This window comes from Shewanella sp. SG44-2, from assembly GCF_014164215.1.
GTDB lineage: Bacteria > Pseudomonadota > Gammaproteobacteria > Enterobacterales > Shewanellaceae > Shewanella > Shewanella frigidimarina.
The window spans coordinates 54746-75823 of record NZ_JACJEU010000021.1 but is presented as its reverse complement, the minus strand read 5'-3'; the positions used below and the strand labels follow the sequence as shown (position 1 = coordinate 75823).

Here is a 21078-nt window from a genome sequence, read left to right as displayed (position 1 = left end):
ATTTACCTAATTTACCTAATTTACCTAATTTATTAGCATCATCTATTTTCCGTGAGAGAGTTTCTTGAGAGTTGACCTGGTCAAGTCGATATCTAACCTCACCAACAAAACAAAACTTGCTCCATTAGATTTTTTGAATGAAAAACCATCATTTTTAACATAAAATGCTATCTGTTGTAGATAAAATGTAACTGATGCTTGCTTATAGTGGGCTGATAATACAATATTTAACCTCAACTCGGGTTAAGATGTGGGTTATGTAAGGCAAAATGACAACATGCGGCCTATTTCATATCAAACTTGTCATTTGTTTTGCTAACAAGGCGCAGTCTCTTATTACTAGCGGCGCCAATAGCTAGCCTATTGCAAGTCAATGCAACACAGTTAGCGAGACAAAGGGCTGTTTGATAACCATTTATTATCCCTAGCTGAGGTTATTTACCATTGAGTTCGTTTTTCTTCACTGTATTTAGCGGATTAACGATCCTGTTTTAGGAATAATGCTAGAATAATGGCTGTGCTGTTAGTTTTTATGACGGCAATGTACTTAGGTTTATGTGGCGATATGCGGCATAATCATCCCGAATCAATACCTATAACAAGAGCTTTTGGCCTTCTGAATGATGCAAATAGAACAAAAAATTTTAATTGTCGGTACCCCATCAGAGCGCGTGACTCGTTTGTGCTGCATTTTCGAATTCCTAGGCGAGCAGTGCGAAATTGTCTCTAATGAATCTTTTTTAGCCCTGATCGAGCAATCTCGGTATCGCGCTGTTGTCATTGTTGATGAAAACATTAGCGTCGAGAGTATCAAAAACATAGCTGCTATAGTGCCTTGGCAACCAATGTTGTTATTAGGCGATACCGATATCAATTTATCCAACATGCTCGGAACAATTGAAGAGCCGATAAATTACCCGCAATTGACTGAACTGCTGCATTTTTGCCAAGTTTTTGGCCAAGCCAAGCGAGAACACACTTTAACCAGTGGCAACCAAACCAAACTATTCCGAAGCTTAGTCGGGCGCAGTGAAGGCATTGCTAAAGTCCGCCATTTGATTAACCAAGTATCAAGCTCTGATGCGACAGTATTAGTATTGGGTCAATCTGGGACCGGTAAAGAAGTTGTAGCGCGTAATATTCATTATTTATCTGAACGACGTGATGGACCGTTTATTCCGGTTAATTGTGGCGCTATACCTGCTGAATTACTTGAAAGTGAATTGTTTGGCCATGAAAAAGGCTCTTTCACTGGGGCGATATCATCTCGTAAAGGCCGTTTTGAATTGGCAGAAGGTGGCACGCTATTTTTAGATGAAATTGGCGATATGCCGCTGCAAATGCAAGTTAAGTTGTTACGTGTGTTGCAAGAAAAGGTATTTGAACGTGTTGGTGGCAGCAAAACAATTGCTACCGATGTGCGTATCGTTGCCGCAACGCATCGCGATCTTGAAACCATGATTGTAGATAACTCATTTCGAGAAGATTTATATTATCGACTCAATGTGTTCCCAATTGAGATGCCAGGATTAAGTGAGCGTCGTGACGATGTGCCGCTACTATTGCACGAATTAGTTAGCCGAGTATTTAATGAAGGCCGCGGTAAGGTTCGTTTCACTCAACGTGCGATTGAATCGTTAAAAGAACACCCTTGGTCTGGTAATGTGCGAGAGTTATCAAACTTAGTTGAACGTTTAACCATCTTATTCCCTGGTGGATTAGTCGACGTTAATGATTTACCGCATAAGTACCGTTATATAGAGGTACCTGAATATTGCGTTGAAATCAGTGAAGAACAATTAGAGCGCGATGCTTTAGCTTCAATATTCAGTGATGAAGAGCCTGTAGAAATACCAGAAACGCGTTTCCCTAGTGAATTGCCGCCAGAAGGGGTTAATTTAAAAGATTTACTCGCTGAATTAGAAATTGACATGATCCGTCAAGCACTTGAGCAGCAAGATAGTGTTGTAGCAAGAGCTGCTGAAATGTTGGGTATTCGTCGTACAACATTAGTCGAAAAAATGCGTAAATATGGTTTGAGTAAAGACTAGACCATTATCTGAATTTTGGATTTTATAAAAACACACCTTCAGGTGTGTTTTTTCGTTTTATCAGTAACTAAAAACTAATGATTTCATGTTTCTAGTGCTTGAGATAATAGCTCGGCACAGCAAATATTTTTAACTTGAGAAGTAATATATTGTTACTGCTAGATAGTATTGCGATTAAGTCGTTTTATTGCATGCTGGCCGAATATTGGTTTTGCAAGATGTGGTAAGGCCAATGAACTAAACTCATAGGTATGTTGTTTTATCATTGGCTTAAAACACGGTCTGCCGATGCTTCTATTACTATAAGAAATTGCTTGGCACAGTAAATGCATTCAGCTAGTCAAATGTTATTTTTTTGACGGAGCGACCATGTATTTAGCACGAGCGTTAACACATACAGATCATTCAGACTATGAGTTACCTGCGTCAGCTTCGTCTATCACTACAACTGATACAGAGGCGGAATCGCCAGCTATTGGGATTAATTCAGTTCAGCAGCGTAATGTGAACTTAGCTGCCAACATAGCAACTAACTTAGCCACTAATTCTGCCACTCCCGTTATCAGTACTTATTCTAGTAAGGCCGCCAATATGTCAAATCAAATGGCGCATATTCTTCAAGCCATGCCATCTGGTGTGGTGATCCTTGATGGTGACGGTGTGGTTACGTTAGCCAATCCAGTTGCAACCGAACTATTAGGACGACCTCTGCAGGGGGCTCGTTGGTTTGATATTATTCATCGCGCTTTTGCCCCACAAGATGATGACGGCCATGAAGTGTCGCTTAAAAATGGTCGACGAGTAAAATTGGCTATTACGCCATTAGCGCCTGAACCTGGGCAGTTGATTGTGTTAACCGATCTCACTGAAACGCGTTTATTGCAGAAAAACTTGTCTCATTTACAACGTTTATCGGCATTAGGCAAAATGGTGGCGACATTAGCACATCAGGTGCGCACCCCATTGTCTGCAGCTTTGCTGTATGCCTCTAATCTTGCTAGTCCTAAATTATCTGATTCTGCTAGGTCTAAGTTTCAATCTAAATTGGTCGACCGGCTTAATGAGCTTGAACGTCAAGTTAATGACATGTTGTTAATGGCAAGAGGGCGTCAGGATGGGATGGCAGAATCAGTCTCAATGGATGAAATCATTAGCCAAGTAATGGCCAGTTGCGAACCGATAGCAGATAAAAAACACTGCCAGCTTGTTGTGGAAGATACTTCACATTCATTGATGCTTGCCAATGCGAATGCTCTCAGTTCTGCGGTGAATAATCTAGTGATGAATAGCCTTGAAGCAGGCGCAACAAAAATAAAAGTCAGTGCCAGCGAAACACCAGATGGGCTATTGTTAGATGTCATCGACAATGGCAAAGGGCTCGAGCCGTCAATGCAACAACAAATTCTTGAACCCTTTTTTACCACTAAAAGCCAAGGTACTGGTTTGGGCTTAGCGGTTGTGCAGTCGGTCGTGCGCAACCATGGTGGACAAATTCAGTTATCGTGCAAGCCGGGTATGGGTTGCCATATTAGGTTGAGCTTTCCACACATGAACAAAGCAAGTGATCAGGAGGTGAAGCGTGGCTGAAGCAAATATTCTATTAGTTGAAGATGATGCCGATTTACGGGAGGCATTGCTTGATACTCTCATGCTTGCCCATTATGACTGTGTCGATGTAGGTAGCGCTGAAGAGGCCATTTTGGCCCTAAAAGCCAACCAATTTGATTTGGTGATTAGCGATGTACAAATGGACGGTATTGGTGGCATGGGCTTGTTAAGCTATTTACAACAAAACCAACCTAAATTGCCAGTATTGTTAATGACCGCTTATGCCACTATTAACAGTGCCGTGAGTGCGATGAAATTAGGCGCGGTGGATTATCTTGCTAAACCGTTTGCGCCTGAAGTGTTATTGAATCAGGTGTCACGCTATTTACCTTTAAAACAAAATCATGATAAACCCGTGGTCGCAGATGAGAAAAGTCTAGCGCTGTTGTCGCTGGCTCAGCGGGTAGCAGTATCTGATGCATCGGTAATGATTATGGGTCCTAGTGGCTCAGGTAAAGAAGTGTTAGCGCGCTATATTCACCAACATAGTCAACGCCATGACCAACCATTTATTGCGATTAACTGCGCTGCAATCCCTGAAAACATGTTAGAAGCCACTTTATTTGGTTACGAGAAAGGTGCATTTACTGGCGCTTATCAAGCCTGCCCAGGCAAGTTTGAACAAGCCCAAGGCGGCACGATATTACTTGATGAAATATCTGAGATGGAACTTGGCTTACAAGCTAAATTGCTCAGGGTATTACAAGAGCGCGAAGTAGAGCGTTTAGGTGGCCGTAAAACCATTAAACTTGATGTGCGAGTGTTGGCAACTTCAAACAGAGATTTAAAAGCGATGGCGACCTCTGGTGAGTTTAGGGAAGATTTATACTACCGAATTAATGTGTTTCCGTTAACGTGGCCAGCGCTGCATCAGCGTCCTGCTGATATATTACCGCTTGCACGGCATTTGCTGATTAAACATGCTAAAGCATTTAATATGGCTTCTGTGCCTAAGCTTGATGATGCTGCCACTCGGCGTTTATTGACTCATCGATGGCCTGGTAACGTGCGCGAGTTAGATAATGTTATTCAACGAGCGCTAATATTACGGGTTAATGATGATATTGGTGTCAATGACATTATTTTAGATTCTGCCGATGTGAATTTGGTTTCAACAGAATATGTTGATGCGGATAAGTCAGCCGAAGTTGATGGTTTAGGTGACGAACTAAAAGCCCAGGAACATGTCATTATTTTAGAAACTCTAAATCAATGTCAGGGCAGTCGGAAAATGGTCGCTGAAAAACTTGGTATAAGCGCCCGTACGCTACGCTATAAAATGGCCAAAATGCGTGATATGGGCATTCAATTACCTGCTTAACGTAAATGCCGTCAACAATCGTTAGTTAACGTTATGATTTAATAGTCTAATCAAGTCTGTTTTTTATTGTTAACCTACGTGAATACGCAAAAGGTAACCAGTTTCAGTTAATGGAGAGGTTACTTTTGCTTATGTTATTTCCCCTGTTATCTACTAATTATCTACAAATTGTAATACTGGCACCTAAATTGCTTTAACTCCTTATCAGTTATTGTTGTCGTCAAAAAGTCGACGAAAGGGAGTTACATCATGCAGATTAGCGCAAATCCATTAATGCAAGAAATGCAATCGCTTCGCGGCGAAATAGCCCCTTCTATTGGTTCATCTATTCGTCCCAACCTTACCCAGCAAGTGAATAACACCACCGGTGCTGATTTTAGTCAGTTACTGTCTCAAGCTGTGGGAAGCGTCAATGAGCTACAACAATCATCGGCAAATTTAGCGACTCGATTAGACATGGGCGACACCACCGTGACCTTGTCTGATACCGTTATTGCGCGTGAGAAAGCTGGGGTTGCCTTTGAGGCCACAGTGCAAGTACGTAATAAGCTTGTCGATGCTTATAAAGAAATTATGAGTATGCCTGTTTAGTCGCAGACTGTTTTTGAGCACTAAATAACATAACAACATCAGATATAGCAGGTACGCATTGTGAGCACAGACATTATGGTAGGTTCGGATTCAACAGCCGATGGCGGTGTCCAACAAGAGAACAAGTCAGGACTTCTTGGCGGCGGCGTTGGTGGTGCAGATATGATGCGTCAAATCATCATGATTCTGGCACTAGCGATATGCCTTGCTTTGGCTGTTTTTGTGATGATGTGGGCCCAAGAGCCTGATTATCGCCCGCTTGGGAAAATGGAAACAGCTGAGATGATCCTAGTCTTAGATGTGCTTGATAAAAACCAAATCGATTATCAAATAAACGTCGACGTGGTAAAAGTGCCTGAAGACAAATATCAAGAAGTGAAATTACTGCTCAGCCGTGCAGGTGTTCAAAGTAGTACTCAAGCAAATGATTACTTAAACCAAGATAGTGGTTTTGGTGTCAGTCAGCGTATGGAACAAGCGCGCTTAAAACAAAGCCAAGAACAAAACCTAGCCAGAGCCATTGAAGAGTTAAAAAGCATTAGTCGTGCGAAAGTGATATTAGCGTTACCTAAAGAAAATGTTTTTGCCCGTAATGCATCTAAACCCAGTGCCACAGTAGTAGTCAATGTACGTCGTGGTGGTTTGGGCCAAGAAGAGATTGATGCCATTGTTGATATCGTAGGCTCAGCAGTTCAAGGGCTTGAACCTGCTCGTGTGACGGTAACTGATTCAAATGGGCGCTTACTCAATTCAGGTAGTCAAGATGGTGCGTCCTCTAGAGCACGTCGTGAGCAAGAGCTCGTACAACAGCAAGAGGCTGAATACCGTAAGAAAATCGAGTCAATCTTGATGCCAATTTTAGGCCCTGAGAATTTTACTTCTCAAGTCGATGTGAATATGAACTTTACCGCAGTAGAGCAAACTGCAAAGCGTTTCTCACCTGATTTGCCGGCGATTCGTAGTGAAATGATCATTGAGAGAAATTCGTCTGGTCAAAACTCTGGCGGTATTCCTGGTGCGCTAAGTAATCAACCACCAATGGAATCTGATATTCCGCAAGTGGCAGGTGAAGCGACAGCTTCAACCATGTCTGGTGACTCTTCAAAAGAAGCCACGCGTAATTATGAATTAGACACTACCATCAGCCATACTCGTCAACAAATTGGGGTGGTTCGTCGTGTAAGCGTGTCAGTTGCGATTAACTTTAAACCCGGCCAAGTAGATGAAAATGGTGTGGTTGCTCGGGTACCGAGAACAGAACAAGAGTTAACTAATATTCGTCGTTTATTAGAAGGCGCGGTAGGTTTTAGTACTCAGCGTGGTGATGCGCTGGAAGTGGTAACCGTTCCGTTTATGGATCAGTTAATTGAAGCGTTACCTGAGCCAGATATGTGGGAGGAGCCTTGGTTTTGGCGTGCGATTAAATTGGCATTAGGCGCAATTGTTATTTTAGTGCTCATTCTAGCCGTAGTGAGACCTATGCTTAAGAAGCTAACCAATCCCAATGGAATCAACATGCCTGACGATATTCGTCCTGGACATGAGTTAGCTGAAATTGAAGATCAATATGCTGCAGATACCTTAGGTATGCTTAATACCAAAGAGGCGGAATACAGTTATGCCGATGACGGGTCAATTCAAATACCTAATTTGCATAAAGATGATGATATGATTAAAGCAATTAGAGCGTTAGTGGCAAATGAGCCTGAACTTTCCACTCAAGTGATTAAAAACTGGTTACAAGACAATGGCTAATGAAAAAAAAGATAAAGCAGCTAAAGCTGAGAAAGCAACAGGATTTGATCCCGATTTAGTGACAGGTGTTGAAAAGACTGCAATTTTACTGCTTAGCTTGAGTGAAGCGGATGCGGCGTCAATTTTAAAACACTTAGAGCCTAAGCAAGTGCAAAAAGTGGGTATGGCGATGGCAGCCATGGAAGACTTTGGTCAAGAAAAGGTCATTGGTGTTCACCAACTATTTTTAGACGATATTCAAAAGTTCTCTTCTATTGGTTTTAACAGCGAAGAATTCGTTCGTAAAGCGTTAACTGCAGCATTGGGTGAAGATAAAGCCGGTAATTTGATTGAACAAATTATCATGGGCAGCGGAGCAAAAGGTCTTGATTCATTAAAATGGATGGATGCGCGTCAAGTGGCCACCATTATTCAAAATGAACATCCGCAGATTCAAACTATTGTATTGTCGTATTTAGAACCCGATCAAGCTGCTGAGATTTTTAGTCAATTTCCTGAAAATACCCGTTTAGATTTGATGATGCGTATTGCCAACCTTGAAGAAGTTCAGCCAGCGGCATTGCAAGAATTAAACGACATTATGGAAAAACAATTTGCCGGTCAAGGCGGTGCGCAAGCGGCTAAAATGGGCGGCCTAAAAGCGGCTGCTAATATCATGAACTACCTCGACACTGGTGTTGAGAGTCAAATCATGGAAACCATGCGTGAGTCAGATGAAGAAATGGCGCAACAAATTCAAGACATGATGTTTGTGTTTGAAAACCTCATTGATGTTGACGACCGTGGCATTCAGGCCTTGTTACGAGAAGTGCAGCAAGATGTACTGATGAAAGCACTCAAAGGGGCTGATGAAGCCTTGAAAGAGAAAATTCTGGGTAATATGTCTAAACGTGCAGCAGAATTGCTTCGTGACGACCTAGAAGCCATGGGACCAATACGTATTAGCGAAGTTGAAGTCGCACAAAAAGAAATTCTGTCTATTGCCCGTCGACTCAGTGACAGCGGTGAGATTATGCTAGGCGGCGGTGGTGGTGACGAGTTCTTGTAACCACTCCCATATTCATTAATGTGACAGTAATGGCGGGTATTTCTATTTGGATATCCGTCAGCTATCTGTATTATTAGGTCGTACACCTAATACCGTTACTACGGTTATTATTTTTGTTTTGAGCCAATGTTTTTAACAACACAAGTGATGAATTATGCCTGAATCAAAATCGCCTAAAGATGTACTCAATACGGATAGCGAGTATGAATTTAGTCATTGGCAATTACCTGATATTACCAAAGATAGTAGCCTAGAACCTTCAAATTTGTTCGGTCAGTTTTCTGAAGCCCACACGCCTACTCCTGTTACTGGGGCCGAGAAGTCTATGGCGCCACCGACTATGGCGCAAATTGAAGACATCCGCGCTGCAGCTGAGCAAGAAGGATTTGAACAGGGTAAGCAAGAAGGTCATCAACAAGGATTAGAGCAAGGGCGTTTAGAAGGACTGGAGCAAGGTCATCAACAAGGTTTTACTCAAGGCGAGCAACAAGGATTAGAAGCTGGGCAAATTAAAGCCAATGAGCTTATAGCACAACTTAACCACATTATTTCCCAATTCGAGTTGCCATTATCCATTTTAGATAATGAAATTGAAGCGGAATTGTTGGCCATGACAATCAGTTTAGCCAAATCGGTTATCGGCCATGAGCTTAAGACTCATCCAGAGCATATATTATCGGCGCTACGTCAAGGCGTTGACGCACTTCCATTAAAAGAACAGTTGGTTAAATTACGCTTTAATCAGGCTGACGCTGAACTCGTAAACCAATGTTACAGTGCCGAACAATTGCAAAAAAATCAGTGGCAAATCGATATTGATCCGACGTTAGCTAATGGTGACTGTATGATTGAAAGTGTTCGTTCTGCTGTCGATTTACGGGTAGAACAGCGTATTAGCCAAGTGTTCAGTGAGTTAGACGCTCAATCGAATCAGTTAGCAAAAAATGTCCAGCAGCAAAAATCAACTCATCCACAATATCAAACCACATCTGTCGATAATTTGAGTGAACATCAGCAAGCCGCTGAGCTTGCAGGTAGAACCGATAGCACAGAAAACACCGATAGGGACGAGATTGGCCAAGGTGATGTTGAAGAGTCTGGCGCAGAGATGGGCGCTGATAAGGTTGCAGAACCGTTAGTTCAACAAATTGATACTTCTTCGGCAGCGTCAATCGATGCTGAAGACTCTGATGTTGTTGATTCTGATGGCGGTGTAACTCTCGATACAAGCACGCCTCTCGATATAAGTGCACAAGCTGACATCTCAATAGCTGATAAAGTGGCTGATGCTCAGCAACAGACGAAAGACCTATCTCAAGGAAATACCGATGAGCACTCGTCAACATAAACTACTGAACAAATTTGCGGTACATCATAAGCACGTGTTACCGCTGCGACCTGTTGCAAGCGGCCAGTTAGTTAGGGTTGTTGGTCTAACGCTTGAAGCGACTGGGTGCCGCGCGCCGGTTGGTAGTTTATGCTCTATTGAAACCATGGTTGGTGAGTTGGTTGCTGAGGTTGTCGGTTTTGATGACAAGTTACTGTATTTAATGCCTATTGAAGAGCTTAGAGGCGTATTGCCTGGCGCTCGTGTACAACCTTTAGGCGAGCAATCAGGCTTAAATGTAGGGTTGTCATTATTAGGCAGAGTATTAGACGGTAGCGGCGTGCCGTTAGATGGTTTAGGCCCGCTTAATACAGATCAACATGCATCACGTCATGGTCCTTATATTAATCCATTATCTCGACGAGCGATTACTGAACCGTTAGATGTTGGCGTTCGTGCTATCAACTCGATGTTAACGGTTGGTAAAGGGCAGCGAATGGGCTTGTTTGCTGGTTCCGGTGTGGGTAAAAGTGTGCTGCTTGGCATGATGACACGAGGATCGAAAGCCGACATTATTGTGGTGGGGTTAGTGGGCGAACGTGGCCGTGAAGTTAAAGAGTTTATTGAGGAAATCTTAGGTAAAGAAGGTCGTGCGCGCTCAGTCGTTGTGGCTGCACCTGCGGATACTTCTCCGTTAATGCGCTTACGAGCCTGTGAAACGTCCACTCGTATCGCTGAGTATTTTAGAGATTTAGGTTACGATGTACTATTGCTGATGGACAGTTTAACGCGTTACGCACAAGCACAACGAGAAGTCGCTCTTGCTGTAGGCGAGCCACCTGCCACCAAAGGCTATCCACCTTCGGTATTCGCTAAATTACCGCGTCTGGTTGAGCGAGCGGGTAACGGCGGTGCCGGACAAGGTTCAATTACCGCTTTTTATACGGTATTAACCGAAGGTGACGACCAACAAGACCCTATCGCCGATGCTTCTCGAGCGATTCTAGATGGCCACATTGTATTATCTCGTCAGCTTGCTGATTCGGGCCATTATCCCGCTATTGATGTGGAAGCATCGATTAGCCGTGTCGCGCCGATGGTGATTAGTGAAGAACACTTAGAAGCGATGCGTAAAGTTAAACAGATGTATTCGCTGTATCAACAAAATCGCGATCTGATTTCAATTGGCGCGTACTCGCAAGGCAGCGATCCTAGAATTGATAATGCCATACGTTTACAACCTGCAATGAATGCTTTTTTGCGGCAGGGGTTTAAAGAGCCGATGACGTTTGAAGAAAGCCGAGTCATGTTGACTCAAATTGCCGCACAGTGTCAGGGATAATATCAATGACTCGAACTGACCCACTATTGACGGTTTTGAAGTTAGCCACCGCCGCAGAAGATCAAGCGGCATTACAGCTTAAGTCTGCGCAATTTGAAAAACAAAAACGCCAGGGCCAGTTGGATGCACTAAATAACTATCGTTTAGATTATATGAAGCAGATGGAAGGGCATACTGGTACTACATTACGTGCCAATCAGTATCATCAATTTCATCAATTTATTCGCCAAGTCGATAGTGCAATCACCCAGCAAGTTGCCGCTGTTAAAGATGCCGAAAAACAAGTGGGCTATCGTCAAGTTCATTGGCAAGAAAAACAACAAAAACGCAAAGCGGTAGAAATGTTATTAAGCCAAAAAGCAACTAAAGCGAGGGTAATAGAAGCTAAACGCGAACAAAAAATGTCGGATGAATTTGCTATGCAGCAATATTTTCGTCGAAATCTTAAATAGTCCTACCAGTCAAATGACTCTCTAATCCTAATATCGTTTACGCTTAACTTTTTCGTTACTCTTTTTGTATGTTTAATCACTGAAATGTTATTCAGCCAATGTGTATTGGCATTTAAATTGCTTAATAACAATGATTGAAATAAAAATCGTCAGCGAAGCGACAGTGAATAACTCTTTATGAGGTTTTCACAATGACCTTATTGATATAGCGAAATAAACCGTTATATGACGCATAAGGTTTAAATATAGAGCTATTTATTAGACGACCAATAACTTAACCTTGTTTGATTGAGTGGAGCAGATTATGCAGCAGATGAGCAATATCTTACTTGGCAATAGCAGTAAATCTGCCGATGTGAGTACGAAGGGAAATGTACAAGATGTTGAAAATACATCATTCTTATCTGCTTTCAATCAGGCGAGTGAATCCGATCTTGTTATACGACGCAGTGGTAATACAGCGCAGGTGTCAATGGATGCTGAAGTGGACAAAAACAGTGTTGCGTTAGCAAACGAGTTGTCTACCGAAGAAAATGCAGATGCGGAATTGATTTTTGCTCAACTTAATATGGCCGATTCATTTAATAAACGTCATTCCTCTGGCGGAAATGAATTGCCGCATGTCGATACATCTGACGTTTATTTTGACGCAGCAGTTTCCACAGAACCAAAAAGTAATACCGTAGATGTAGATCTTCTTGAGCTTGACGCTGATGTTTCTTCTATTAAAGATGTTCTTTCTCAGCTTAGTCCTGAAGACCTCGACAACTTAATGGCATTTGCCGATTTATCTGCACAAGATTTACACGCTCTAGATAATCAAGATTTAAGCACATTACTTAGTGACTTCAATTTACAAGCACAGGTTATGACTAGCAGTGATGAATCGCCTGATAGTGAAGAGCTGAGCCAACTTGATAAATCAGTTGCCACAAGTGTTGTTGTTCAGGGTCAAATAAGTGCAGCAAACCAGAATTCAGCAACCGCTAAAGTCGATCAAACTGTAGCTTTACATTCTGGCGTTAGCAGTTCGGCAGCGTTAACAGCAGCTACATCGGCGATGACAATTGATCCTGAGACCATTTTAGGCGACAAAACTCGTATTGATGGCAATATCCAATTAGACACTGATAATGCCAAAGTGCTAGCAAAAGCTGACTTTTCGGTGGTCTTAGATTCCTTAGCGACAAAACGCGCCTCCGGTGAAGCCTCAACCTCTGTAAATCAAACTAGTTTTGGATTAGATACTCTGGCCGAATTCAGTGACACTGACAGTAAGGCGTTACAAAATCAGAGTAGCTTTGCCTCGGTTCATAAAAGTGATGTTCCGCAATTTCAGCTATCGTTAAGACCACAAGGAGAACCTGGTGCTCAGATGCAAGAGATGATCCAGCGTTTTTCTCCCGTAATGAAACAGCAGTTAATAACCATGGTCAGTAATGGTATCCAACAAGCTGAAATTCGTCTTGATCCGCCAGAACTTGGACATTTAACGGTTAAAATTCAGATTCAAGGTGATCAAACTCAGGTACAGTTTCATGTAGCGCAGTCGCAAACCCGCGATATCGTTGAACAAGCGATGCCTCGATTACGCGATATGCTGGCTCAAGAAGGATTACAACTGACAGACAGCCAAGTGTCCCAAGGTGACGGTGGTAGTGAACAACCGCATGAACAATCATCTAATCAAGGTGGGGGAGACAGTCAGTTGGACGAAATTTCAGCACAAGAGGTCAGCTTGATGACAAATCCATCAAGGAGTTTACATTCAGCTATAGATTATTATGCTTAAGCAGGTAACCTATAGCAATAATATGACTTTTCAATAAGAGCTGGCTACTTAGCTACGTTTTAATGTTAATCACAATGTTGATTAGGAACCAGAATGCCTGAACAAGAATTAGAATTGAATGAAGCCTCTGAAGGCGGTAAGAAAAGCAAAAAATTAGTCATCTTTGGTGGTATTGGTTTGGTGTTGGCTTTGCTTATTGGGGGAGGCGTGTGGTTTTTTATGGGCTCTGATGAACCTGAAAATACTGACTCTCAGACAGAAACAGAGACATCTACAGATGCCAAACCTATGTCGATGGAAGAAGCTAATTATGTCGGTATGCCGAGACCTTTCCTATTTAATTTGCCCGGCGTTGACCGAGCTAGACTGGTTGAAATTAAAGTTCAATTAATGGTGCGTGGTGATGATAGTGTATTGACACAAAAACATATTCCATTGATTGAAGATGCATTATTAACTACTTTTAGTGCTGCAGACGTACAAAAACTCAGTACCCAAGCCGGTAAAGATGAGTTACGTCAGTTAGCGTTACTCAATGTTCAAAATACGCTGCAACCAATAACAGGCAAGAAAGTTGTTGAAAAAGTCCTGTTTACTGGCTTTGTAATGCAATAACCAAAAGCATTAACTGCTAAGGCGATGATGTGAGTGATTTATTAAGCCAAGATGAAATTGATGCGCTATTGCATGGTGTTGATGATGTTGATGATGATGAGATAGAAGAGGACAGCGCTGATGCGCGTTCTTATGATTTCTCTTCTCAAGACAGAATTGTGCGTGGCCGTATGCCCACGCTTGAAATCGTAAATGAGCGATTTGCACGGCATTTACGCATCAGTATGTTTAACATGATGCGCCGCGCAGCCGAAGTGTCGATCAATGGCGTACAAATGCTGAAGTTTGGCGAGTATGTGCATACTTTATTTGTGCCAACCAGTTTAAATATGGTGCGTTTTAGCCCACTTAAAGGCACTGCATTAATCACCATGGAAGCACGATTAGTCTTTATTCTGGTAGACAATTTCTTTGGTGGTGATGGCCGGTTTCATGCCAAAATTGAAGGCCGTGAATTTACACCAACAGAGCGCCGTATTGTGCAGTTGTTGCTTAAAATTATTTTTGAAGATTATAAAGAAGCATGGGCACCGGTAATGGATGTGGAGTTTGAGTACCTCGACTCTGAAGTGAATCCTGCAATGGCGAATATTGTCAGCCCGACCGAAGTGGTAGTGATTAATTCGTTCCATATCGAAGTTGATGGTGGCGGCGGTGATTTCCACATTACCATGCCGTATTCGATGATTGAGCCTATTCGTGAATTACTCGATGCCGGTGTTCAAAGTGATAAACAAGATACGGATATGCGCTGGTCGCAAGCATTACGTGATGAAATCATGGATGTGCAGGTCGGTTTTGATGTCAATGTTGTTGAACATGAAGTGACATTACGTGATGTTATGGGGTTTAAAGCAGGGGATATTATTCCGATAGATTTACCAGAACACATTATGATGCGAATTGAAGGTTTACCGACTTATCGTTGTAAAATGGGTAAATCGCGCGATAATTTAGCATTAAAAATCAGTGAGAAGATTCCGCGGCCAGAAACGGTTAAAACAGAGATGCAATTAGTGACTCGCAAAGGCAAGTCGCGTGATATTTCAGATTTATAAGGTGATGTAGAATGAGCACAGAAGATACAGGCGATGACTGGGCTGCAGCAATGGCAGAGCAAGCTTTAGAAGAAGCCGAACATGTCGAACTTGATGAGTTAGTCGATGACTCTAGACCGATTACGAAAGAAGAAGCAGCCAAGTTAGACGGTATTCTAGATATTCCGGTAACTATTTCCATGGAAGTGGGTCGTAGTTTTATTAGCATCCGTAATTTACTCCAGCTCAACCAAGGTTCGGTGGTCGAACTTGACCGTGTAGCTGGTGAGCCTTTAGACGTTATGGTTAATGGAACCTTGATTGCTCATGGTGAGGTAGTGGTAGTGAATGACAAATTTGGTATCCGTCTAACGGATGTTATTAGCCAAACAGAACGTATTAAAAAGCTAAAATAAATAAAAGTATATTATAAACAATAATATAGCAATATTAGCATATGCTGAAATTGCTGGGTTGGTTGCACAAACAAGGAATAGCAGTGGCGAATATAATACTAATGCTGAGCATTATGAGTGAGGCGTTAAGCGTCCCTGAAGTGTCTAGCACTCTAGCTAAAAATACCTCTGCTCATCCAGTTGAAGTGTCTAATGTAGCAACTTTAGCCAACATGGTTGGTGGATTAATTGTCGTATTAGCGATTATTTTTTTGTTAGCTTATATTGTAAAACGCCTTAAGTTAGTGCCATCAAGTGGCGGTGTGATTAAAACGATTGCAGTGACTTCCATCGGCCAACGTGAAAAAGTGGTACTGGTAGAGGTAAATGGCCAGCAATATCTACTTGGTGTAACCTCGCAACAGATTAATCTGATTGATAAGTTAGCCACTCCCGTCGACGTTCCCATTTCCTCGTTTGCCAGTCGTCTAAAACAAGCCAAGGAACAGCAATAATGAATAAGTACACAACAGCATTGGTATTGGCGATGATGGCGCTAGTGGCAATGGTTTTATCGCCTTCAGCACTGGCTCAAGATGGGGTGTTACCAGCGTTAACGGTTACAACAGCTGCAGACGGAACAACTGAATATTCGGTAACCATGCAGATTTTATTGCTGATGACAGCAATGAGTTTTATTCCTGCAATGGTGATAATGCTCACTTCATTTACCCGCATTATTGTGGTGCTATCGATATTAAGACAAGCTTTAGGTTTACAACAAACACCTTCTAATCAGGTATTGATAGGCATCAGTTTGTTCATGACTTTTTTTATTATGGCGCCGGTTTTTGATAAGATTTATGCTGAAGCTGTAGAGCCTTATATCAATGAAACCATGACGTTAACGCAAGCTTATGATGTTGGAAAAGAACCGATTAAAACATTTATGCTATCGCAAGTACGTACCACTGACTTACAAACATTTATTGAAATATCTGGCTATAAGGATATTCAATCTCCTGAGCAAGCACCAATGAGCGTGGTGATCCCAGCGTTTATTACCAGTGAACTTAAAACGGCGTTCCAAATCGGCTTTATGCTGTTTGTGCCTTTTTTAGTACTCGATTTGGTCGTCGCCAGTATTCTAATGGCCATGGGTATGATGATGTTGTCACCGATGATTGTGTCATTGCCATTTAAAATTATGTTGTTTGTACTCGTCGATGGTTGGGGCTTAGTGATGGGCACATTAGCGAATAGTTTCGGAATATAAGGCCGCGTATTTATGTCTCCAGAATCGCTCATTGATATCTTTCGAGAAGCACTATCGGTTATCGTATTAATTGTGTCAGCGATTATTTTACCAGGCTTATTCATCGGGTTAATTGTGGCGGTATTTCAGGCCGCGACATCCATTAACGAACAAACCTTAAGCTTTTTACCACGTTTATTGGTGACGTTATTCGCGTTGATGTTTTTAGGCCATTGGCTAGTGCAAACCATGATGGATTTTTTCTTTGAGATGGTTAATCTCATCCCACAGGTTATAGGTTAAGCCATGGATATTTTGTTTGATGAAATCAGTCAAACAATCGCCGCATATCTTTTGCCGTTTTTTCGTATTTCATCGATGCTCATGGTGATGGCGGTATTTGGCGCCAATACTACTCCTGCTCGAGTTCGATTGATGTTATCTGTAGCGATAACGATGGCCGTAGCGCCTATTTTACCCCCTATTGAAAACGTCGAGTTACTGGCATTGAGTTCCGTTTTTGTCATTGCTCAGCAAATTTTAATTGGCGTCACCATGGGATTTGTGACCTTAATGGTGATGCAGACATTTGTATTAACAGGGCAAATAATTGGTATGCAAACCAGTTTAGGTTTTGCCTCCATGGTCGATCCTGGTTCTGGCGAGCAAACTCCTGTTGTGAGTAACTTTTTTCTATTATTGGCAACGCTTATCTTTTTAGCTGTTGACGGCCATTTGTTAATGATACGGATGTTGGTGGCCAGTTTTGAAACCATTCCTATTTCAAATCAAGGTATATCAATTGCCAATTATCGTGCGCTTGCTGATTGGGGAAGTTTTATGTTTGGCTCTGCGTTAACGATGTCGATTTCGGCTATTGTTGCGTTGTTATTAATAAATTTATCCTTTGGTGTGATGACCCGCGCCTCACCTCAATTAAATATTTTCTCTATTGGTTTTCCGGTCACAATGGTCAGTGGTTTGTTGATTTTGTGGTTAACATTAGCACCTATCATGGCGCATTTTGATGAAGTGTGGATGGCTGCGCAGTTACTTATGTGTGATGTTCTGCAACTTCAATGTCAACTTGATGGCTCAGTAGTATTCTAAGGGGCATGTATGGCAGAAAGTGACAGCGGTCAAGAACGCACAGAAGACCCCACATCCAAACGACTTGAACAATCTCGAGAAAAAGGTCAAGTCGCTCGCTCTAAAGAGTTAGGTACCGCAGCGGTACTGCTTGCTGCATCTGTTGGGTTTTCGATGACAGGACCGGCAATTGCCAAAAGTCTCTATAATATTATGAAGCAAATTTTCTCGATGGAGCGCGATCAAATTTTTGATACTAATTCCATGTTTCGTGTATGGGGGGTCGTAGGCAGTGAACTTGCTGGGCCGTTAATTAGCTTTATTGCTTTGCTGGCATTTGTGTCTTTTCTAGGCAATATTGTGTTAGGTGGCATATCTTTTTCTGTCAAAGCGTTTATGCCTAAAGGCAGTAAGTTAAATCCCATGAACGGTTTTAAGCGTATGTTTGGCACCCAGGCATTGGTTGAGCTTACTAAGGGTATTGCTAAGTTTTCGGTGGTAGCATTATCGGCTTATTTTTTATTAAAATTTTATTTCTACGATATTTTGACTCTGTCCAGCGATCACCTGCCGGGCAATGTTTATCATGCTCTAGATTTGCTTATCTGGATGTTCATCTTACTCTGCAGTTCGATGTTATTGATTGTGATTATTGATGTGCCATTTCAAATTTGGAACCACAAAAAACAGTTAAAAATGACTAAACAGGAAGTCAAAGACGAATATAAAGACACTGAAGGTAAACCTGAAGTTAAAGGCCGGATAAGACAAATGCAGCAGGAGATGGCACAACGACGCATGATGACCGAAGTGCCTAATGCGGATGTTATTGTGGTTAACCCAGAGCATTATGCTGTGGCAGTTAAATACGATGTAAGCCGCTCATCAGCCCCTTTTTTAATCGCCAAAGGTGTCGATGATGTAGCTTTTAGAATACGTGAAATTGCTCGAGAACATAACGTTGCTATTGTATCGGCTCCGCCGTTGGCTCGTGCTATTTACCACACGACTAAAGTGGATCAACAAGTGCCAGAAGGTTTATTTACCGCCGTTGCGCAGGTATTGGCTTATGTGTTCCAGTTGAGACAGTATCAAAAAGGTAAAGGCCGTCGACCAAAACCTATCCCGCTTAAACAACCCATACCAGATGATTTAAAACACTAATAAATAATCTATTTTAGATAGATAATATTTGTGGCTTAATTTTTGCTTTGTATGTCTATTCGCGTCAAATAATAGTCCATTGACGCCGTGATCAGACATGAAGGGTTCGTCTTAATATGGATGCAAAAGCAGCTTTTGGCCAAATGAAACAAATGAAAGTATCTACTTTTAAAGGGATAGGAACACCTTTATTAGTACTTGCTGCGTTAGGCATGGTCGTTTTACCCATTCCTGCTTTTTTGCTCGATATCCTGTTTTCATTCAATATTGCGTTGGCTTTAGTTGTACTCTTAGTTGCTATTTATGCTGACAGACCACTCGATTTTGCTGCTTTCCCTACCGTATTATTAATTGCAACGTTACTAAGACTTGCCCTAAACGTCGCCTCTACCCGTATTGTATTGCTTGAAGGCCATAATGGTGGTGCTGCTGCGGGTAAAGTCATTGAAGCGTTTGGTTCAGTGGTCATTGGCGGCAATTATGCCGTTGGTTTGGTCGTATTCATTATTCTGATTATCATTAACTTTGCTGTGGTAACGAAAGGTGCGGGGCGTATTGCTGAGGTGAGCGCTCGTTTTACCTTAGATGCAATGCCGGGTAAGCAAATGGCCATTGATGCAGATTTAAATGCTGGCACATTAACCCAAGACCAAGCACGTATTCGCCGCGCCGAAGTGACTCGAGAAGCTGACTTCTATGGTGCGATGGATGGTGCTTCAAAGTTTGTTAAAGGTGATGCCATAGCAGGGATCATGATCTTAGTCATCAATATGATTGGTGGATTTGTGATTGGTATGATCCAGCATGGATTAGACTTTTCTAGCGCGGTTGAAATTTATACCTTACTAACCATCGGTGATGGTTTAGTTGCGCAAATTCCCGGTTTATTGCTGTCTATTGCCGCGGCCTTAATGGTAACTCGTCAAAACGAGTCTGGCGATATGGGCCAAATGATGTTCAGTCAGATGTTTGACAGTCATAAATCATTAGCCATTGCAGCTGGGTTACTCTTTATTATGGGTATTGTGCCTGGTATGCCTCATGTTGCGTTTTTGACATTTGCCTTTATTACCGCTGGTGCTGCGTATTTTATTTACAAGCGTAATGTTGACAAAAAGCAAGCTGCACTAACGTTAGCGACTAAAGGGCCGGTTGAGAGCAAGGATAAAGAACCTAAAGATTTAAGCTGGGACGATGTGCGTCATGTTGATACTATTGGTCTTGAAGTCGGATATCGCTTAATTCCGCTGGTTGATAAGTCTCAAGGTGGTGAATTATTAGGCAGAATCAAAGGCGTACGTAAAAAACTGTCACAAGAATTGGGTTTTTTAGTGCCTGCAGTGCATATTCGTGACAATCTAGACTTATCACCTAATGCCTATCGCATTTCATTAATGGGTGTAGTGGTAGGTGAGGCTGAAGTTAGACATGATTGTGAATTAGCGATTAATCCAGGCCAAGTTTACGGTAAGCTAGACGGTATTGAAACTCGTGACCCAGCTTTTGGTTTAGAGGCGGTGTGGATAGCGCCAGAGCAACGTGAACATGCACAAACATTAGGTTATACCGTAGTCGATACTGCAACGGTTGTAGCAACTCACATAAGCCAGTTACTGAGTAATAATGCTGCCAAATTATTAGGTTATGAAGAAGTACAGCAGTTAATGGATATGCTTGCCAAGAACTCTCCTAAATTAGTGGATGGCTTTGTACCAGATGTTATGCCTCTGGGATCCGTTGTTAAAGTGATGCAGAACTTACTTAACGAAGGGGTATCGGTACGAGATTTACGCACCATTGTGCAGACCTTGTTAGAATACGGTACTAAGAGCAATGACACAGAAGTATTAACGGCAGCAGTGCGTATAGCGTTAAAACGTATGATAGTGCAAGAAATCTCAGGACCAGAACTCGAAATTCCTGTCATAACATTGGCACCAGAGTTGGAACAGATGTTGCATAAGTCTATGCAGGCGACTGGCGGTGAAGGACCTAATATTGAACCTGGTCTCGCAGAACGCATGCAGCAGTCATTATTAGACGCTGCACAGAAGCAAGAAATGGTAGGGCAACCAGCCATTTTATTGACATCGGGTATGCTTAGGTCAACCCTGTCAAGATTTGTTAAATACACTATTCCAAATTTACGAGTGATTTCTTATCAAGAAATCCCGGACGAGAAACAAATTAGAATTGTTTCTGCAGTAGGCCAATAGTGATAACGTCAGTTTATAGA

Annotated in this window: 19 protein-coding genes; all 19 read left to right on the top strand. The window is 42.1% G+C overall.

All coding sequences use genetic code 11. The features are described 5' to 3' along the window. Window positions 1-620: 620 nt before the first annotated feature. Window positions 621-2051, top strand: coding sequence for a sigma-54 dependent transcriptional regulator (locus H5181_RS14900; protein ID WP_182751411.1), 1431 nt, complete (start codon window positions 621-623; stop codon window positions 2049-2051). A gap of 369 nt (window positions 2052-2420) precedes the next feature. Continuing rightward, the gene (locus H5181_RS14895) at window positions 2421-3638 is read left to right on the top strand and encodes a PAS domain-containing sensor histidine kinase (RefSeq protein WP_259397057.1); all 1218 of its coding nucleotides are present in this window, start codon (window positions 2421-2423) and stop codon (window positions 3636-3638) included. After that, entirely contained in the window at window positions 3631-4980 is a 1350-nt protein-coding gene (locus H5181_RS14890; protein WP_182751410.1) for a sigma-54 dependent transcriptional regulator, read from the top strand. The genes H5181_RS14895 and H5181_RS14890 overlap by 8 nt, the downstream gene beginning before the upstream one ends. Window positions 4981-5229: 249 nt before the next feature. Next, window positions 5230-5571, top strand: coding sequence for a flagellar hook-basal body complex protein FliE (gene fliE / locus H5181_RS14885; RefSeq protein ID WP_011636655.1), 342 nt, complete (start codon window positions 5230-5232; stop codon window positions 5569-5571). A gap of 72 nt (window positions 5572-5643) precedes the next feature. Further along, on the top strand, window positions 5644-7326 hold the full coding sequence (gene fliF, locus H5181_RS14880) for a flagellar basal-body MS-ring/collar protein FliF (protein ID WP_165871043.1): 1683 nt from the start codon (window positions 5644-5646) through the stop codon (window positions 7324-7326). Continuing rightward, a complete protein-coding gene (gene fliG, locus H5181_RS14875) occupies window positions 7319-8374 on the top strand; it encodes a flagellar motor switch protein FliG (RefSeq protein WP_011636657.1) in 1056 nt (351 codons plus the stop codon). Before fliF ends, fliG begins: the two co-directional genes overlap by 8 nt. 154 nt (window positions 8375-8528) lie before the next feature. Further along, window positions 8529-9722, top strand: coding sequence for a flagellar assembly protein FliH (gene fliH, locus H5181_RS14870; RefSeq protein WP_182751409.1), 1194 nt, complete (start codon window positions 8529-8531; stop codon window positions 9720-9722). Next, window positions 9703-11043, top strand: coding sequence for a flagellar protein export ATPase FliI (gene fliI / locus H5181_RS14865; protein WP_182751408.1), 1341 nt, complete (start codon window positions 9703-9705; stop codon window positions 11041-11043). Before fliH ends, fliI begins: the two co-directional genes overlap by 20 nt. A 5-nt stretch (window positions 11044-11048) precedes the next feature. Beyond that, window positions 11049-11495 (top strand): flagellar export protein FliJ, encoded by a 447-nt coding sequence (gene fliJ, locus H5181_RS14860; protein WP_182751407.1) that lies wholly within the window; start codon window positions 11049-11051, stop codon window positions 11493-11495. Between the two features lie 304 nt (window positions 11496-11799). Further along, window positions 11800-13287 carry a flagellar hook-length control protein FliK gene (locus tag H5181_RS14855; RefSeq protein ID WP_182751406.1) on the top strand — a complete coding sequence of 496 codons (1488 nt, stop codon included), beginning with the start codon at window positions 11800-11802 and terminating at the stop codon, window positions 13285-13287. Window positions 13288-13380: 93 nt separating this feature from the next. Then, window positions 13381-13902 carry a flagellar basal body-associated protein FliL gene (fliL, locus tag H5181_RS14850; RefSeq protein ID WP_102035827.1) on the top strand — a complete coding sequence of 174 codons (522 nt, stop codon included), beginning with the start codon at window positions 13381-13383 and terminating at the stop codon, window positions 13900-13902. 29 nt (window positions 13903-13931) lie between these two features. Further along, on the top strand, window positions 13932-14960 hold the full coding sequence (fliM, locus tag H5181_RS14845; protein ID WP_011636663.1) for a flagellar motor switch protein FliM: 1029 nt from the start codon (window positions 13932-13934) through the stop codon (window positions 14958-14960). 11 nt (window positions 14961-14971) lie between these two features. Next, window positions 14972-15355, top strand: a complete 384-nt coding sequence (fliN, locus tag H5181_RS14840; RefSeq protein ID WP_011636664.1) for a flagellar motor switch protein FliN — start codon at window positions 14972-14974, stop codon at window positions 15353-15355. 83 nt (window positions 15356-15438) lie between these two features. After that, window positions 15439-15849: a flagellar biosynthetic protein FliO gene (gene fliO, locus H5181_RS14835; protein ID WP_011636665.1), complete on the top strand. Its 411-nt coding sequence runs from the start codon at window positions 15439-15441 to the stop codon at window positions 15847-15849. After that, window positions 15849-16610, top strand: a complete 762-nt coding sequence (gene fliP / locus H5181_RS14830; protein WP_162022664.1) for a flagellar type III secretion system pore protein FliP — start codon at window positions 15849-15851, stop codon at window positions 16608-16610. Before fliO ends, fliP begins: the two co-directional genes overlap by 1 nt. 12 nt (window positions 16611-16622) lie before the next feature. Beyond that, entirely contained in the window at window positions 16623-16892 is a 270-nt protein-coding gene (fliQ, locus tag H5181_RS14825) for a flagellar biosynthesis protein FliQ (protein ID WP_011636667.1), read from the top strand. 3 nt (window positions 16893-16895) lie between these two features. Further along, complete coding sequence (gene fliR / locus H5181_RS14820; protein ID WP_011636668.1) at window positions 16896-17699, top strand: flagellar biosynthetic protein FliR; 804 nt, start codon at window positions 16896-16898, stop codon at window positions 17697-17699. Between the two features lie 9 nt (window positions 17700-17708). After that, on the top strand, window positions 17709-18842 hold the full coding sequence (gene flhB, locus H5181_RS14815) for a flagellar biosynthesis protein FlhB (RefSeq protein ID WP_182751405.1): 1134 nt from the start codon (window positions 17709-17711) through the stop codon (window positions 18840-18842). A 116-nt stretch (window positions 18843-18958) separates the two neighbouring features. After that, entirely contained in the window at window positions 18959-21058 is a 2100-nt protein-coding gene (flhA, locus tag H5181_RS14810) for a flagellar biosynthesis protein FlhA (RefSeq protein WP_011636670.1), read from the top strand. The last annotated feature ends 20 nt before the right edge of the window (window positions 21059-21078 follow it).

Coding starts and splice junctions, on each gene's coding strand:
- H5181_RS14900 (WP_182751411.1), top strand. CDS start 621: ATGATGCAAATAGAACAAAAAATTTTAATTGTCGGTACCCCATCAGAG.
- H5181_RS14895 (WP_259397057.1), top strand. CDS start 2,421: ATGTATTTAGCACGAGCGTTAACACATACAGATCATTCAGACTATGAG.
- fliE (WP_011636655.1), top strand. CDS start 5,230: ATGCAGATTAGCGCAAATCCATTAATGCAAGAAATGCAATCGCTTCGC.
- fliG (WP_011636657.1), top strand. CDS start 7,319: ATGGCTAATGAAAAAAAAGATAAAGCAGCTAAAGCTGAGAAAGCAACA.
- fliH (WP_182751409.1), top strand. CDS start 8,529: ATGCCTGAATCAAAATCGCCTAAAGATGTACTCAATACGGATAGCGAG.
- fliI (WP_182751408.1), top strand. CDS start 9,703: ATGAGCACTCGTCAACATAAACTACTGAACAAATTTGCGGTACATCAT.
- fliJ (WP_182751407.1), top strand. CDS start 11,049: ATGACTCGAACTGACCCACTATTGACGGTTTTGAAGTTAGCCACCGCC.
- H5181_RS14855 (WP_182751406.1), top strand. CDS start 11,800: ATGCAGCAGATGAGCAATATCTTACTTGGCAATAGCAGTAAATCTGCC.
- fliL (WP_102035827.1), top strand. CDS start 13,381: ATGCCTGAACAAGAATTAGAATTGAATGAAGCCTCTGAAGGCGGTAAG.
- fliN (WP_011636664.1), top strand. CDS start 14,972: ATGAGCACAGAAGATACAGGCGATGACTGGGCTGCAGCAATGGCAGAG.
- fliP (WP_162022664.1), top strand. CDS start 15,849: ATGAATAAGTACACAACAGCATTGGTATTGGCGATGATGGCGCTAGTG.
- fliQ (WP_011636667.1), top strand. CDS start 16,623: ATGTCTCCAGAATCGCTCATTGATATCTTTCGAGAAGCACTATCGGTT.
- fliR (WP_011636668.1), top strand. CDS start 16,896: ATGGATATTTTGTTTGATGAAATCAGTCAAACAATCGCCGCATATCTT.
- flhB (WP_182751405.1), top strand. CDS start 17,709: ATGGCAGAAAGTGACAGCGGTCAAGAACGCACAGAAGACCCCACATCC.
- flhA (WP_011636670.1), top strand. CDS start 18,959: ATGGATGCAAAAGCAGCTTTTGGCCAAATGAAACAAATGAAAGTATCT.